This is a genomic window from Pseudomonas sp. P4_C4, from assembly GCF_056402055.1.
Window position 1 is genome coordinate 1 of the sequence record NZ_JBFUID010000052.1, and the last position, 14386, is coordinate 14386.

Annotated in this window: 12 protein-coding genes; 8 read left to right on the forward strand and 4 right to left on the reverse strand. The window is 57.0% G+C overall.

All coding sequences use genetic code 11. The annotated features are described in order from the left end of the window. The first annotated feature begins 545 nt into the window (after positions 1–545). Positions 546–800, forward strand: a complete 255-nt coding sequence (locus AC1DXW_RS23460; RefSeq protein WP_477755228.1) for a DUF1652 domain-containing protein — start codon at positions 546–548, stop codon at positions 798–800. An 89-nt stretch (positions 801–889) separates the two neighbouring features. On the opposite strand, the gene AC1DXW_RS23465 is transcribed toward AC1DXW_RS23460, so the two are convergent. Together AC1DXW_RS23465 and AC1DXW_RS23470 are read right to left on the reverse strand one after the other, a co-directional pair. Continuing rightward, complete coding sequence (locus AC1DXW_RS23465; protein ID WP_477755229.1) at positions 890–1798, reverse strand: carbohydrate kinase family protein; 909 nt, start codon at positions 1796–1798, stop codon at positions 890–892. Positions 1799–1876: 78 nt separating this feature from the next. Further along, positions 1877–3442 carry a carbohydrate porin gene (locus AC1DXW_RS23470; protein ID WP_477760515.1) on the reverse strand — a complete coding sequence of 522 codons (1566 nt, stop codon included), beginning with the start codon at positions 3440–3442 and terminating at the stop codon, positions 1877–1879. Positions 3443–3609: 167 nt separating this feature from the next. On the opposite strand from AC1DXW_RS23470, the gene AC1DXW_RS23475 reads away from it, so the two are divergent. The 6 genes from AC1DXW_RS23475 to AC1DXW_RS23500 all read left to right on the forward strand — a co-directional run bounded on the left by AC1DXW_RS23475 (position 3610) and on the right by AC1DXW_RS23500 (position 10464). After that, the gene (locus AC1DXW_RS23475; protein ID WP_477755236.1) at positions 3610–4884 is read left to right on the forward strand and encodes an ABC transporter substrate-binding protein; all 1275 of its coding nucleotides are present in this window, start codon (positions 3610–3612) and stop codon (positions 4882–4884) included. 21 nt (positions 4885–4905) lie between these two features. After that, positions 4906–5868, forward strand: a complete 963-nt coding sequence (locus tag AC1DXW_RS23480) for a carbohydrate ABC transporter permease (RefSeq protein WP_477755231.1) — start codon at positions 4906–4908, stop codon at positions 5866–5868. Next, positions 5865–6707, forward strand: a complete 843-nt coding sequence (locus tag AC1DXW_RS23485) for a carbohydrate ABC transporter permease (RefSeq protein ID WP_108228924.1) — start codon at positions 5865–5867, stop codon at positions 6705–6707. The genes AC1DXW_RS23480 and AC1DXW_RS23485 overlap by 4 nt, the downstream gene beginning before the upstream one ends. A gap of 27 nt (positions 6708–6734) precedes the next feature. Further along, the gene (locus AC1DXW_RS23490) at positions 6735–7880 is read left to right on the forward strand and encodes an ABC transporter ATP-binding protein (RefSeq protein ID WP_477755232.1); all 1146 of its coding nucleotides are present in this window, start codon (positions 6735–6737) and stop codon (positions 7878–7880) included. Continuing rightward, the gene (locus AC1DXW_RS23495) at positions 7877–9379 is read left to right on the forward strand and encodes a glycoside hydrolase family 32 protein (RefSeq protein WP_477755233.1); all 1503 of its coding nucleotides are present in this window, start codon (positions 7877–7879) and stop codon (positions 9377–9379) included. Before AC1DXW_RS23490 ends, AC1DXW_RS23495 begins: the two co-directional genes overlap by 4 nt. Before the next feature lie 92 nt (positions 9380–9471). Beyond that, positions 9472–10464: a LacI family DNA-binding transcriptional regulator gene (locus tag AC1DXW_RS23500; RefSeq protein ID WP_477755234.1), complete on the forward strand. Its 993-nt coding sequence runs from the start codon at positions 9472–9474 to the stop codon at positions 10462–10464. A 261-nt stretch (positions 10465–10725) separates the two neighbouring features. Here AC1DXW_RS23500 and AC1DXW_RS23505 read toward each other — a convergent pair whose 3' ends face one another. Together AC1DXW_RS23505 and AC1DXW_RS23510 are read right to left on the reverse strand one after the other, a co-directional pair. After that, the gene (locus tag AC1DXW_RS23505; RefSeq protein WP_477760516.1) at positions 10726–12081 is read right to left on the reverse strand and encodes a dicarboxylate/amino acid:cation symporter; all 1356 of its coding nucleotides are present in this window, start codon (positions 12079–12081) and stop codon (positions 10726–10728) included. Positions 12082–12188: 107 nt separating this feature from the next. Further along, positions 12189–13244: a tartrate dehydrogenase gene (locus AC1DXW_RS23510; RefSeq protein ID WP_477756403.1), complete on the reverse strand. Its 1056-nt coding sequence runs from the start codon at positions 13242–13244 to the stop codon at positions 12189–12191. A 136-nt stretch (positions 13245–13380) separates the two neighbouring features. Between AC1DXW_RS23510 and AC1DXW_RS23515 the strand changes: the two genes are divergently transcribed. Continuing rightward, positions 13381–14304 carry a LysR family transcriptional regulator gene (locus tag AC1DXW_RS23515; protein WP_477756404.1) on the forward strand — a complete coding sequence of 308 codons (924 nt, stop codon included), beginning with the start codon at positions 13381–13383 and terminating at the stop codon, positions 14302–14304. The last annotated feature ends 82 nt before the right edge of the window (positions 14305–14386 follow it).

Sequence of the window (14386 nt, forward strand, 5' to 3'; positions counted from 1 at the left end):
ATGGTGGCCTGACTGGATAGATCCAGCGCAGACGCTACCCACTCAATCGGGATGTTTTGGGTGAAGGTGCTCAGGTCGCAAAAGTTGAAAAGGTCGCCGAGGTCGAGCAGGTCCTGTTGAACAGACATAAAAAATCCGATGCCAGAGGTCTGGCATCGGATTTTCGGGGAAGCCCGGCTGGGACTCAAATACTTAAGTGAACAGCATTACGCTCAGTGGCGGGCTTTCTGTACGGGGTCAAATCCTTTTGTTCGTTCAATCTGCACTCCATTCCGTGAGCGTTTCGTGAAAAGCATGTCGCAGATACGAAAAGCCCCGCGCGGGTGTGATCAGGCGCATATTGCACCCCCTGATGATTCTGTCTAGCCGATTGCAGGCTGCTGCCAAACGATCTAACGGTCGGTGCCGGATAAAGCATAGACTGAAAAGTAACCTTCTCCGCCAAGGTCAAGGGTAAGGTGATCTAGCGTGTAATCGTTACACGCTCCTGATTTTACGCGCTATAGCATGAGTCTCTTGGTTGGCTCCTGTTGAGGGTAGCCACCATGCTTTCCAGTCTAGAGCTTCGATACCTGGTCGAGAGAAGCTTTCTCCCGATGTATTGCGCATGCTCAGTTTCATCTGACAACTGTCTTACTGTTCGTATCTACAGTCCAGAGACAGGCCGGATAGATCTTTTCTCTACCGGCATCTCCTGTTCCGAGCTCAACAGCAATCGTGCAATAGAGAGTATGCTCGCCAACCTGCGCAATGATCTCAACGCACATACCGAGCAACTTTCGCTCGTGCGTAATCATTGAGCCCCAGAACCCCGAGCCAGCAACGCTTATGGTCAGGGGCGGTGCCGCGTCTTTTTACTTAGACAGCTCCTCGGCGCCGGCAACCATGGTCAAGTATGTTTCAGCAGCTGCAGCAAACCCTCCACATCAGCTAGCGCTGGAGCATGGGCTCCGGCATGGCGGCAAGATATGGATGCGCAAGCCGCTGAAAATTGCAGGCGTTCTCTCAAGTCCGCGATCCCCAGCAACTGCGCAGCCAGCCAACCAGCCATACAAGCGTCTCCTGCTCCAACCGTGTCTTCCACCTTCACGGCAATCGCCGGCTGATCGAGTTGGCTGTCCGGGGTGTGGAGAATCATCCCGTGTTCTCCTCGGGTAAAAAGGATCTGCGCCTGAGGATTAAGAGCGCGAAGCTCATCCATTGCCTGGTGTTCTGTCAGCCCTGGATAAATTTGCCGAAGGTCTTCATCGGAAAGCTTGATCATGTCAGCAAGGGTGGTCATCGTAGGGAAGGTCTGCTCCCGATAATGGCTATCCATTAAATTGCGCCAGTTCGGATCATAGCTAATCCGTTTACCGGCTTTTTTGGCCTGCTGAGCAATTTTAACCAGCTTGTCTGCGAGTGGCTGTCGGGCCAAACTGATGCAGCTGAAATGACACAGCTCTGCTTGGTTGATCCATCCTTCGGGCATCAGATCCGGATCAAAAAACAGATCGGCATCTCCAGCAAAAAAGTATCTTGGAGGACGGCTCGATGGAACGATGGCGACCAAAGGATCTCGGTCTACCCGTTGGATAAACCTCATATCCAATGCTGCCGCTTCCGACTGCGAAACTATCTCGTCACCCAGAGAATCCATACTCACCGCCCCAGCAAAAGCGCTGCTGACACCCAAGCGACTTAGCGCTCGTGCAACGTTCCAGGGAGCACCACCCGGGTAGCCCTTCCACTGTCCAGGAGTGCCTTGGACAAGATCGGTCAGGGCTTCGCCAAACACTACTGCGCGAGGCAATACCATCGTCATTTCCTCAATATTTTGTCGTAGGGAACTGCCGACAGGTGCGCTGAAGGCGTGTTGGCCGGACCCGTTCAAATATTAAAACCAGGTTTCCATCTGTATACCGTATTGCCATACACCTCCGGCTTTGAAGTCCGTCATGCCAAAGGAGTCTGTGGTACTGAACTTGTCCAGATCCGAAGACCAGTTCATGAAGCTTGCGAACACTCGCAATTCGGGACGTGTGAGAAGATCTCCAACGTCAGGTTTGAATGTCGGGGCGACAGTGAATTTCCAAAAGTTACCGTCGACCGCATTACGCTGTAGATAGTCCTTCGGGTCGAGGTTCATGGTTTGCCAGCTTATTTCGTAGGCCATCTCGAAGTTGCTGTTGATTTTATTGGCCAATCGCACGTTCAGGGTCAGCCAGCGGTAGTCGTCACCCTTGACGTATCTATCCTTGCTCTGTTCGGCCAGCAAGCTGGGGCCGATACGCCAGTCAGGCGCAAGGGGTGTCTCACCGTAAAGTGCCAGACGCAGAGCGCGGGCATCATCAATCAGTTCACCATCCGAGCCGACGTTCTTGACCTCGGCTCCCAGACCTTGCCCATAGAGCAGCGCCGTTTTGAAGAAGCCTTCTCTGCCGAAAAAGTTTTTCTGGTGATTGGCCAGCATGCTGTGCAAGCCGGAATCCGCAGGCGTCAAACCCGCCGCATTGGTGCGGGTAGCGAAATCGTTTTTCTTTGCGCCGATGGCATTGAACATCCACTGCCACTGACCATCCTCGAAGAACTGGTTGGAGGTCAGGATGTAGCTTTCCACATCGGCACTAAGATCGCCTTGACTGAAATCCCCGTAGTTACGCCCGATCAAAGAGTAGTTCGAACGCCAATTCTTGTTCATCTGCATATCGTAGATTCCACCCCCGGTGCCGGCCAGATAGACAACGTCCGAGTCCAGCCAGTGGATATCGAAATTATCTCTATCGAATCGCTTGCCTGCCCACAGGGTGGCGTTCTCGAACACTGAATTGCCCTTGAACGCAGCGACATGGTCAAGCGCTGTGAATACCTGGCGCACGTTCAGTTTGCTTTCGTCGGCCGTCCAGTCATTGGAACTTTCCACACCATCGGCGATGGAGACCGTGAATTTGGAACGGGTGCCGTTTTGCGCATAGATTTCTTTCGACAGGTCTATACGCATGTAGGTGTCGTCCTCGTTACCGAGTCGCCCGACTGCACCACCGACTGAACCGGCAGGAGTTTCATAAGGGCCGCCACGACCACCACCCAGCCGATCGTTGATCAGCAATCCGGAGCGGGCGTAGCCGTTGAAGCTGAACCCATCAGTGAGGTGTCCGGTACTGCCCTCTTTCTCCAGGCTTTGCTGACGGGCTTCGAGTTTTGCCACTCGGGTATCCAAAGCGGGCGCCGAAATTACTGCCGCAGTAGACGCGGCGGGCGGCAAGGGAGCAGTGGCGAGTTTGATCTGCTGCAATTCCCTGGCAAGTGCCTGGGTTTGCTGTTCGGCCGCGGCTGCACGCTTCTCCGCTGCGCTGGTACGGGCTTCAAACGCGGCCATGCGTTCTTCCAGAGTCGCGGCCTGAGAGGTTACCGCCGAGGTACCGAGCACGCCTGCGAGTAGCCAGCTTGATGCTTTCTGCATGTGGATTTCCTGTTTTGTTTTTATTGTCTAGTTTCCGCGACCGGCCATTTTTCTTGAGTTGCGAATTGTCGCAATCGACGAAAAAAAGGATGCCTCATCGCGAATACGCTGCTACATTTGGCGATGTTAACGTTAACTTTTCTAAAAACAAAAATAAAGAGGGCTTTATGAAACAGCTTAAATCTCTTCTTCCAGCAGCACTGCTCACCCTTTGTGCCGGGCTTCCATCCCTCTCGAACGCAGCTGATTTGACGATCTCCTGCGGCGCGGTGGGTGCGGAATTACAACTCTGCAAAGAGGCTGTCGAGGCGTGGTCGAAACAGACCGGCAACCACGTCGAGGTGGTCTCAACACCTAACTCGGCAACCGAGAGGTTGTCGTTCTACCAACAGATCCTCAGTGCGCAGTCCAGCGACATCGACATCATTCAAATCGACATGGTGTGGCCGGGGATGCTGGCCAAACATCTGATGGATCTGCGCGAGGTGCTTCCTGCCAATGCGACCCAGGGCTACTTCCAGGCACAGGTGGATAACGCCACGGTGAACGGACGGCTGGTGACGATGCCGTGGTTCACCGACTCGGGCCTGCTGTATTACCGCAAGGACTTGCTCGAGAAATACAACCAGCAGGTTCCCCAGACGTGGGAGGAAATGACCGCTACCGCCAGGAATATTCAACAGGCCGAGCGCACTGCCGGGAACCCCAATGCATGGGGTTACATCTTTCAAGGGCGCGCTTACGAAGGCCTGACGTGTAATGCGCTGGAGTGGATCAGCAGCCAACCGGAAGGTGGACTGGTCAATCCACGAGGCGACATCGTGGTCAACAGTCAGGCCTCAAGAACGGCTTTGACCCTGGCGAAAAGCTGGGTGGGAGACATCTCCCCGCGTGGGGTACTCAATTACACCGAGGAGGAAGGCCGTGGCGTATTCCAGTCGGGAAATGCGCTGTTCATGCGTAACTGGCCTTATGTCTGGGCCCTGGTTCAAAGCCAGGACAGTGCAGTAAAGGATAAGGTTGGGGTCGCCCCCCTGCCCCGCGGCGGCGAGACCGGCAGCCATGCATCCACCCTCGGTGGCTGGGGTCTGGCGGTATCGCGTTACAGCGCCCATCCAAAACTTGCCGCCGAGCTGGTGAGCTACCTGACCCGTGCCCAAGAGCAGAAACGTCGTGCCCTGATAGGCGCCTATAACCCGGTTATCGAGTCGCTGTATCAAGATCCCGAATTGCTCGCGGCAATGCCTTATTACGCTCAGCTGCACAGCATTCTCAACGATGGGGTCATGCGCCCCGCCTCAATCACTGCCGATCGCTATCCAAGGGTCTCCAATGCGTTCTTCGATCGAGTGCATGGCGTGCTGGCGGGCGAGTTGCCTGTCGATCAGGCGCTGGCCGAACTGGAAAGCGAACTCACGCGCATCAAACGCCGGAACTGGTAAGCCACAAGGAAGGAAATCACCATGTCTGTCTCTTCTACCCATGTCCCCTGTGAGGAGCTTCTGCTCACCAGGGAAACGCCCGTACAACGTCGCCGAGTACGCGCTGCCTGGCTGTTTTTGACACCGATGCTGTTGTGTCTGGCCCTGGTGGCAGCCTGGCCGCTGCTGCGCACATTCTGGTTCAGCCTGACCGACGCGAGCCTGTCGGATACGAGTGGCGGAGCCTTCGTCGGCTTGAGCAATTATCTGTTCCACAACGGTTCCAGCTGGTCGGGCATCCTGGTCGATCCTCAATGGTGGAACGCTGTGCGCAACACCTTGCATTTCACCGTGGTGTCGGTAGGACTGGAAGTCGTACTGGGACTGCTGGTGGCGTTGCTGCTGAACATCAAGTTCACCGGACGCTCTTTGGTGCGTGCGTTGATTCTGATTCCCTGGGCGATTCCGACGATTGTCTCGGCGAAGATCTGGTCATGGATGCTTAACGACCAGTTCGGCATCATCAATCACATGATGCTGAGCGTCGGCCTGATTGACGCGCCCCTGGCCTGGACGGCCGATGCGGACCTGTCGATGTGGGCGGTGATCATCGTCGATGTCTGGAAGACCGTCCCTTTTGTCACGCTGCTGATGCTGGCGGCCTTGCAGATGTTGCCGAGCGATTGCTATGAAGCCGCCAGGGTCGATGGCATTCATCCGCTGAAAGTGTTCTGGCGTGTCACCCTTCCCCTGCTGATGCCTGCATTGTTGGTGGCGGCGATCTTCCGCATCCTCGACTCGTTGCGGGTGTTCGACGTCATCTATGTGCTGACCTCGAACTCGTCGAGCACCATGAGCATGTCGGTCTATGCCCGCCAGCACCTGGTGGAGTTCCAGGACGTCGGTTACGGCAGCGCGGCGTCGACGCTGCTGTTTCTGGTGGTTGCGGTCATCGCCATGCTTTACCTCTACCTCGGACGCCGTCAACTGGAGGTCCGGTCATGAGCCCGCGTCTACTGAAAAAAGCGCTGTTGCGCCTCGGGTTCTGGTGTCTGATCGGGGTATTGCTGCTGTATGCGGTCTTCCCTTTCTACTACGCCATCGTGACTTCGCTGAAGCCGTCCAGCGCCTTGTTCGAGGTGAGCTACTGGATCGATAACCCCGACTTCTCCAATTACGCAGCGGTACTCCATCAAGCCTCATTCCTGCGGGCTATCGGTAACTCGCTGGTGGTTGCGCTGTGCGTGGTAACGCTGGCGCTGTTCCTCAGTGTGACCGCCGCCTATGCCTTGGGCCGGGTGAAGTTTCGTGGGCGTGGCACGGTGTTGATGATGGTTCTTGGTGTGTCGATGTTTCCTCAGGTCGCGGTGTTGTCGGGGCTGTTCGAGGTGATCCGCGCCCTGGGCCTGTACAACACGTCTTGGGCGTTGATCCTGAGCTACACGATTTTCACCCTGCCCTTCACCGTCTGGGTGCTGACCACCTTCATGGGGCAATTGCCTCATGAACTGGAAGAAGCGGCAATCATGGATGGCGCGTCCCCATGGGTCACGCTGACCCGCGTGCTGTTGCCGCTGCTCTGGCCCGCACTGGTCACTACGGGCTTATTGGCCTTCATCGCAGCGTGGAACGAGTTCCTGTTTGCCCTGACCTTCACCCTCACCGACACCCAACGCACGGTGCCGGTCGCCATCGCCTTGATTTCCGGCGGCAGCCCCCATGAGTTGCCTTGGGGATTGTTGATGGCCGCCTCGGTGCTGGTCACCGTCCCACTGGTGATTCTGGTGCTGATCTTCCAGCGCCGAATCGTTTCCGGCCTCACTGCCGGCGCGTTAAAGGGTTGATGCCCAACAAAGACAAGGAACAGCATCGTGATCAAATTGAAACTGGACAACGTGAACAAACAATTGGGCGGCGCACGGATTCTTCGCGACGTCAGCCTGGAAATCGCGGCGGGTGAATTCGTGGTGTTCGTTGGCCCTTCGGGCTGCGGAAAATCGACCCTGCTACGACTGATCGCCGGACTGGATTCGATCTGCGGCGGCGACCTGCTGATCGACGGGCGTCGGGTCAACGACCTGGAACCGCGCGAGCGTGGCGTCGGCATGGTGTTTCAGTCTTATGCGCTGTACCCGCACATGAGCGTCTACGACAACATCAGTTTTGGTCTCAAACTGGCCAAGACTGAAAAGACCAGCCTGCGCGAGCGCGTGCTGAAAACGGCGCAAATCCTGCAATTGGACAAACTGCTGCAACGCAAGCCAAAGGAACTGTCTGGAGGGCAGCGTCAGCGTGTGGCCATGGGCAGGGCCATGGCGCGGGAACCGGACATCTTGTTGTTCGATGAACCGCTCTCCAATCTGGATGCGTCCTTGCGGGTGCAGATGCGCAACGAAATCGCCCGGCTGCATGCCCGACTGGGCTCGACCATGATCTACGTCACCCACGATCAAGTGGAAGCGATGACCCTGGCCGATAAAATTGTTGTGCTCAATGGCGGTCGCGTAGAGCAGGTCGGCTCACCGCGCGAACTCTATGAGCGCCCGGCGAGCCGCTTTGTCGCCGGTTTTCTCGGTTCGCCCAGAATGAACTTTCTGGCGGCACGCCTGCATGTACCGGGTGAAACCAGCCTGGTCGATACTCCCGTCCTGGGTATGACTGCCCTGCCCTTCGACAGCTCGAACCTGGCGGTGGACGCCCCACTGAGCCTGGGGATTCGCCCGGAACACGTGTCGCTCAAGGCGGCGCAGGGAACTGCCGGCGTCGTCGTGACCGGGGTCGAATACCTGGGCAGTGAAACCTATGTGCACCTCGATACAGGTCAGGACGAGCCACTGATCTGTCGTTGTGAGGTCAACGCCGGATGGCAGGTGGGCGATCAGGTCGAGCTACAGCTGGAGCTCGGCAATCTGCACCTGTTCGACGCCGACGGCACGGCCTTGAAGCGCCACCCACACGCCATTGAAACCCTGCCGGATGGTGTCTCTCTAAGCCCGGCACGAGCACGCGCCCTATGACCTTGTCTTTGAATACCCTGAGCGATCCAATGCCTTCTTCCCTTGACCTTGCGCAGCGTGCGCTGAGTGACGGCCTGTCTCGCGTCATCCAGGATTATCGACCCGGCTATCATATTGCCCCCCAAGTGGGCTGGATGAACGACCCTAACGGGGTCGTGTACTTTCGTGGCGAGTATCACGTGTTCTATCAGCATTACCCCTTCGACGCGAAATGGGGCCCGATGTATTGGGGCCACGCCAAGAGTGCCGATCTGGTTCATTGGCAGCACCTGCCCATTGCGCTGGCACCCGGCGATGACTTCGACCGTGACGGATGTTTTTCCGGTAGCGCAGTGGTGTGTGGAGATACCTTGGCACTGATCTACACCGGCCACACCTGGCTGGGGGACGTGGGAGACGAACGCTCGATCCGTCAAGTCCAGTGCTTGGCCACCAGCAGCGACGGCATCCGGTTCGTCAAGCATGGCGCCGTCATCGAGACCGCGCCGCAAGACACTATCATGCACTTTCGTGACCCCAAGGTATGGAAGGAGGATGACTATTGGTACCTCATTGCCGGCGCACGTCTGGGCGATATGCCGCTGCTCCCGCTGTACCGTTCCACGGATCTGCACGCCTGGGAGTTCCTTAACTATGTGTCCGGCGGCAGGGAGGGTGATGGCTATATGTGGGAGTGCCCGGATCTGTTTCGACTGAACGGACGCGATGTGCTGCTGTACTCCCCCCAAGGCATGCCATCCCAAGGTTACGAACGGCTTAACAAGTACCAGACTGGTTACCGAGTGGGCCGACTCGACAACGAGTGGAACTTCACTGGCGGGCCTTTCGTCGAGTTGGATAACGGCCACGATTTCTATGCAGCGCAGACGCTATTGGCCGCCGATGGTCGGCGCCTTGTCTGGGCGTGGCTCGACATGTGGGAAAGCCCGATGCCGAGCCAGGCCCATCACTGGTGCGGCATGCTCGGATTGCCACGCGAACTTGAACTGTGCGCCGATCGCCTTTGCGTGTATCCGGCACGGGAGCTCACCGCTCTGCGCAAAGCGCCATTGCCTGGCACGCCGTGGTGGGATGAATCGGGAACCCGGTGGGTGCCGGAAGTGAATGGCGATATGCTCGAAATCCACGTGCACCTGGATTTACTCGGCTGCACCGATGGCCACCTGGGAATCGCGTTGCGCTGCAGCGACGATGGCCATGAACAAACCCTGCTCTACTACGATGCGGCGTTGCAGCGTCTGGTGCTTGACCGCAGCCGCTCTGGTGCGCAAGTCACAGGCCAGCGCAGCGTGTCGATAGACCCGACACAAGAGCGACTGGAACTGCGTGTGTTCCTCGATCGCTCGTCCATCGAGGTGTTCGACGAAAACGGGCGCTTCAGCCTCAGCAGTCGCCTCTATCCGCGGCCCGACAGTCTGGGCGTGAAGCTGTTTGCCAGCGGGAGTGGCGGGCGTGTCTCGATTCCCAAGGCATGGCCTCTCGATTCTGGATGGTTATGAGCGGCGGATGGCTATGAGCAGCGTCATTCGAGTCGCGAGAAGCCCGGGCCCTGTGTCATGATTCTGCGTCAACCTGACCGGGCTCGCCTCGCATGACTTCAGTGAAAGACGTTGCACAGCTGGCCGGCGTGTCCCTGATGACGGTTTCTCGAGCGCTCAATAATCCGGAAAAACTGAGCCCCGAAACCCTTCTACGGGTGCGTCGCGCCATTGATGAACTGCAATTCGTACCGAGCCTGTCGGCGCGCAAGATGCGCGGCGACAACCTCCAGTCGCGAACCATCGGTGTGTTCGCGCTGGACACCGCGACCACACCGTTCGCCGTCGAGTTGCTGCTGTCCATCGAACAGACCGCGCAGCAAGCCGGCTGGAATGTGTTCATCCTTAACCTGTTGAGCAACCCGCCCACCGACCAGAACATCGACCTGATGTTGTCGCACCGCCCCGACGGGTTGATCTTCAGTGCCATGGGGTTTCGCCAGGTGTGCATTCCCGAGCGATTGATGAGCAAACCCCTGGTACTCGCCAATTGCCTGGCCGATGACAGTCGCCTGGTGAGTTATGTGCCAGACGACGAAGCGGGGCAGTATCGAGCCGTACATCACGCGTTGAGCCAGGGCTATCGGCGTCCTCTGTGTATCAATCTGCCCAAACAGAGTCTGGCCTGGAACCTGCGACAAAAAGGTCTGCAACGTGCCTGTCAGGCATTCGGGCTGTTGCCTGACGCACTCCTGCAATACGACCTTTCCGATCATGACGCCTATGGTGAAACCGCAGCCATCCTCGACCGGCACATCATTGAGGGTCGTCCCCAATTCGACATTCTGATCTGTGGCAACGACCGCATTGCCTTTTGTGCCTATCAGCTGCTGTTGGGCCGTGGCCTGAAAATTCCCGACGATGTCGCCGTGCTCGGCTACGACAACATGATCGGTATTGCCGAGCTGTTCATCCCGCCGCTGACCACGGTGCAACTGCCGTACTACGAGATCGGTCGCAAGGCTGCCCGGCACCTGATCGAGACCCTCGACGTATCGGGAGCCCAGCCAGTTGATTGTCCATTGGTGGTTAGGGCATCGCTATAAGATTCAGTTAATTTGGTTGAAAGGTTTTTTTCCAGCACAAAAACAAACGCCCCGAACATGTCGGGGCGTTTGTTGGTGCCTTCGCCAGAGTGTGTTCACACAGCCTGTGAAGGGCCCTTTTGTACTCCAGCCGAAATCACTTGGTCAGCCAAGACTCGAGCGTTGCTGAGCCACGCGTGCAGCCGTGCCGGATTTAAAGGCGGCATATCTCTCTGAGCGAAATACTCGATCAAGTATGGCGTTAATTTCAGCGCCACATACTTACGCCCGAGAGGCCTTTTTGAGGCTGGACGGCAAGGGACTGCCCGTCACCGGTGAAGGGACATAGATAGTCTCCGCCTGCACAATTTCAGGCTTTTGTTCTTCGATCTCACCATTGAGCGCCTTGTGCATTTTCACCGTATCCAGCGCCCCTACCCATTTGGCGATGGCCATGGTGCCGACACCATTACCGATGGTGTTGGTAATGGCCCGCGCTTCCGACATGAACCGGTCGACACCCAGCAGCAACACCATGCCGGCCACCGGGATGGTGCCCAGGGAAGATAAGGTGGCGGCCAAAATGATGAACCCCGAACCGGTGACACCTGCCGAACCTTTGGAGGTAAACATCAACACCGCCAGTACGATCAACTGATCGGTCAGGGTCAGCGGCGTGTTGGTCGCTTGGGCGATGAAAATCGCGGCGATGGTGTAGTAGATCGCCTGCCCGTCGGGGTTGAAGGTCAATCCGGACGGAATGATCATCCCGGCGACGGGCTTGGACACCCCGGCCTTTTCCATCTTCGAGATCATCTGCGGCAGTACTGACTCCGAAGAGCTGGTGCCCAGTACGGTGAACAGCTCTTCCTTGATGAATTTCAAAAACTTCCAAAGGCTGAAACCGCTGTAGCGGCAGATCGGCCCTAGCACAAAGATCACGAACACGGCGCAGGTCAGGTAAACGCAAGCCATCAGCTTGCCCAGAGAGAACAGCGAGCCGAAGCCGTACTTGCCGATGGTGAAGGCGATGGCACCGAATGCACCGATCGGCGCCAGGCGCATGACCATGTTGACGATACGAAACATGCCCTGCATCAGGCTATCCAGCGTATCGACGAACGCTTTGCCGCGTGGCCCCACATGAGCCAAGGCGATTCCCAACAGGATGGAAAACAGCAGGATTTGCAGCACATTGCCCTTGGCGAAGGCATCCACGATGGTGTCGGGAATGATGTTCATGACGAAGTCCATGAACGATGCATGTTTCACGGCCGAGGTGTAGGTGGCCAGGCTGGAAGTGTCGAGGGTAGCAACATCGATGTTCATGCCGGCGCCGGGTTTGAACACATCGACCACCACCAGGCCGACCACCAGCGCCAGCGTCGACACGACTTCGAAATAGAGCAAGGCGCGAAAGCCGACTCGACCTAGTTCCTTCATGTTTTCCATGCGGGCGATCCCCGTGACTACGGTCAGGAAGATCACCGGAGCGAGGAGCATCTTGATCAATTTGATGAAGGCATCGCCCAAGGGTTTGAGCGCAGCGCCGGTTTCGGGAACGACCACGCCGACGATGGCGCCGATGATCACGGCGATCAGCACTTGCACATAGAGTTTGCCGAATATTCTTTTCATGACAGGGCCCTGATTTTTTATTGTTGTCAGGAAATGCCAAGGAGTCAGATCCAGCGATCTGCCCCTTGGGGTTGTGCCGCAGTACTACTTTGAATCGCTGGAAAATATCAGCGGTTGATCAATGCGATGACCGCATCCGTGATCTGGCGGGTGGTGGCTGTACCACCCAAATCAGGGGTATGCACACCGCTTTCGGTCACCGCTTCGATGGCTGACATCAGCTGTTTCGCCGCAGCGTCTTCGCCCAGGTGTTCGAGCATCATCGCCGCCGTCCAGAACGTAGCAATCGGGTTGGCCACACCTTTGCCGGTGATGTCGAAAGCCGAGCCGTGGATCGGTTCGAACATCGAGGGGAATTTGCGCGACGGGTTCAGGTTGGCGGTCGGTGCGATGCCCAGGCTGCCGGATAACGCGGCTGCCAGATCGGACAGAATGTCAGCGTGCAGGTTGGTGGCGACGATCACATCCAGCGTGGAGGGTTTGAGCACCATGCGCGTAGTCATCGCGTCGACCAGTTCCTTGTCAATTTTGACGTCCGGGAAATCCTTGGCCACTTCGTAGAAAATTTCGTCCCACAACACCATGCCATGACGTTGGGCGTTGGACTTGGTGACCATGGTCAGGTGTTTGCGTGGGCGGCTTTGCGCCAGTTCGAAGGCAAAGCGGTGAATACGTTCCACCCCGGCACGGGTGAATACCGACACTTCAGTGGCAACCTCTTCCGGCAGTCCCCGGTGCACACGACCGCCGTTGCCGGAGTACTCACCTTCGGAGTTTTCCCGCACCACCACCCAGTCGATCTGGTCACCATTGAGCAGCGGGCTTTTCACCCCAGGCAGCACGCGAGCCGGACGCACGTTGGCATACTGATCGAAGCCCTGGCAGATCGGCAGGCGCAAGCCCCACAGGGAAATGTGATCCGGTACGTTGAGTGCTCCCACGGCACCAAAAAAAATCGCGTCGAAGGTTTTCAGTTCTTCCAGACCCCCTTCAGGAATGTAGTAACCGTTTTTCAGGTAGTTATCCGAGTTCCAGTCGAAATGTTTGAAGTCCAGGTCGAAGCCAGATTTTTTCGACAGGGCTTGCAGCACCTCGACGCCAGCGGCGATCACTTCAACACCGATGCCATCACCTGGTACCGCTGCAATTTTGTATGCGCTCATGGTCAACTCCACTCTCGTAACGTTCTTGTTTTGCCTGTCGAACGGGCTGTTCAATCAGGGTGTGAGCGGAGTATATGTAGTGAACAAATAGGTGTGAGTTACTCAAAATCACTACATAAATAACTTTGAGTTACGAATGAACCCAACCTTGGATTTGTCATTTTTTTACCTTCTGGCCAACAAAGGCAGCCTCGCCGCGACCGCGCGAGAGCTGGGCATCACGCCACCGGCGGTGAGCAAGCGTCTCACCGCGCTGGAGGCTCGATTGGGCATCCGCCTGGTGAATCGCACCACGCGCTCAATGAGTCTGACCTCAGAAGGTGAACTGCTTTTTTCCCATGCCGCCCGGATCCTGACGCAGATCGATGAGGTCGAGCAGTTGATCAACAGCAGTCGGGCTACACCTAAAGGTCTGATCCGGGTCAACGCGTCGCTGGGCTTTGGCCGTCGTTACATCGGCCCGGCCCTCGGCGCGTTCTTCGCGCAGTACCCGGAGGTGGAAATACAGCTGGAAATCAGCGATCACCCGCTGGATCTGGCGACCCACGGTTTCGATCTGGGAATCCGTTTCGGCACCCTGCCCGACGCGGCATTCCACGCGCGCAAGATCGCCTCTAACCGTCGCCTGTTATGCGCCTCACCGCTCTACCTGGAAAAACACGGCGTGCCGCAACGCCTCACGGATTTACAGCTACACAACTGCATCTTTCTGCGGCAAAACGAAACGCCTTACGGGGTGTGGAGTTTTACTCACGGTGGGCGTACACAAAACATCAAAGTCCGTGGTGCATTGGGCTGCAATGACGGTGAGGTGGCCCTGAATTGGGCGTTGGAAGGCCACGGAATTCTGCTGCGAGCAGAATGGGATATCGCCCGCTATGTGCGCAGTGGCCGCTTGCGATTAGTGCTGGAAGACCAGACACCAACCCGCGCCGATGTTTTCGCGGTTTACCCGCAACAGTTACACCTGTCGGCGCGAGTGCGCAGCCTGATCGACTTTCTGGTTGAGCGCTTCAAGCACATCGATCACCTGGATGAAGCGGAATCCATGCATGACTGAATCGCGTTTGACGGCATCCACTTCAGTTATATCTATTGAGGGGTAGCTGGCGCTGAGATTGAGCGATTGCTAAAACTGCGTG

What these genes read in the sequence shown, in the direction of transcription:
- AC1DXW_RS23460 (WP_477755228.1), top strand. Translation starts at nt 546, where the DNA reads ATGCTTTCCAGTCTAGAGCTTCGATACCTGGTCGAGAGAAGCTTTCTC.
- AC1DXW_RS23465 (WP_477755229.1), bottom strand. Translation starts at nt 1,798, where the DNA reads ATGGTATTGCCTCGCGCAGTAGTGTTTGGCGAAGCCCTGACCGATCTT.
- AC1DXW_RS23470 (WP_477760515.1), bottom strand. Translation starts at nt 3,442, where the DNA reads ATGCAGAAAGCATCAAGCTGGCTACTCGCAGGCGTGCTCGGTACCTCG.
- AC1DXW_RS23475 (WP_477755236.1), top strand. Translation starts at nt 3,610, where the DNA reads ATGAAACAGCTTAAATCTCTTCTTCCAGCAGCACTGCTCACCCTTTGT.
- AC1DXW_RS23480 (WP_477755231.1), top strand. Translation starts at nt 4,906, where the DNA reads ATGTCTGTCTCTTCTACCCATGTCCCCTGTGAGGAGCTTCTGCTCACC.
- AC1DXW_RS23485 (WP_108228924.1), top strand. Translation starts at nt 5,865, where the DNA reads ATGAGCCCGCGTCTACTGAAAAAAGCGCTGTTGCGCCTCGGGTTCTGG.
- AC1DXW_RS23495 (WP_477755233.1), top strand. Translation starts at nt 7,877, where the DNA reads ATGACCTTGTCTTTGAATACCCTGAGCGATCCAATGCCTTCTTCCCTT.
- AC1DXW_RS23500 (WP_477755234.1), top strand. Translation starts at nt 9,472, where the DNA reads ATGACTTCAGTGAAAGACGTTGCACAGCTGGCCGGCGTGTCCCTGATG.
- AC1DXW_RS23505 (WP_477760516.1), bottom strand. Translation starts at nt 12,081, where the DNA reads ATGAAAAGAATATTCGGCAAACTCTATGTGCAAGTGCTGATCGCCGTG.
- AC1DXW_RS23510 (WP_477756403.1), bottom strand. Translation starts at nt 13,244, where the DNA reads ATGAGCGCATACAAAATTGCAGCGGTACCAGGTGATGGCATCGGTGTT.
- AC1DXW_RS23515 (WP_477756404.1), top strand. Translation starts at nt 13,381, where the DNA reads ATGAACCCAACCTTGGATTTGTCATTTTTTTACCTTCTGGCCAACAAA.